This window comes from Aedoeadaptatus nemausensis (genome assembly GCF_903819165.1).
GTDB lineage: Bacteria > Bacillota > Clostridia > Tissierellales > Peptoniphilaceae > Aedoeadaptatus > Aedoeadaptatus nemausensis.
Window position 1 is genome coordinate 1 of the sequence record NZ_CAIJCS010000029.1, and the last position, 207, is coordinate 207.

Annotated in this window: 1 pseudogene; it reads right to left on the reverse strand. The window is 47.3% G+C overall.

What is annotated here, in order from left to right:
* Positions 1–207: pseudogene (locus tag PEPTYR26121_RS08365) on the reverse strand (DDE-type integrase/transposase/recombinase); the annotation flags it as partial.

Below are 207 nucleotides of genomic sequence, written 5' to 3' on the forward strand. Positions count from 1 at the left end.
TTTTAATAGCCCGAACCAGTTCTTTCCGGCTTCGGTAGACGTGGTCTGCATAGATTTCTCTTTTCAGGACGCTGAAGAAGTTTTCCATGGGTGCGTTGTCATAACAATTGCCTTTTCTCGACATGCTTTGAAAGATGTGGTGTTCTTCCAACAGGGTTTGATAGGCAGTCATTTGATAGCCCCACCCGCGATCGGAGTGGAAGGTGC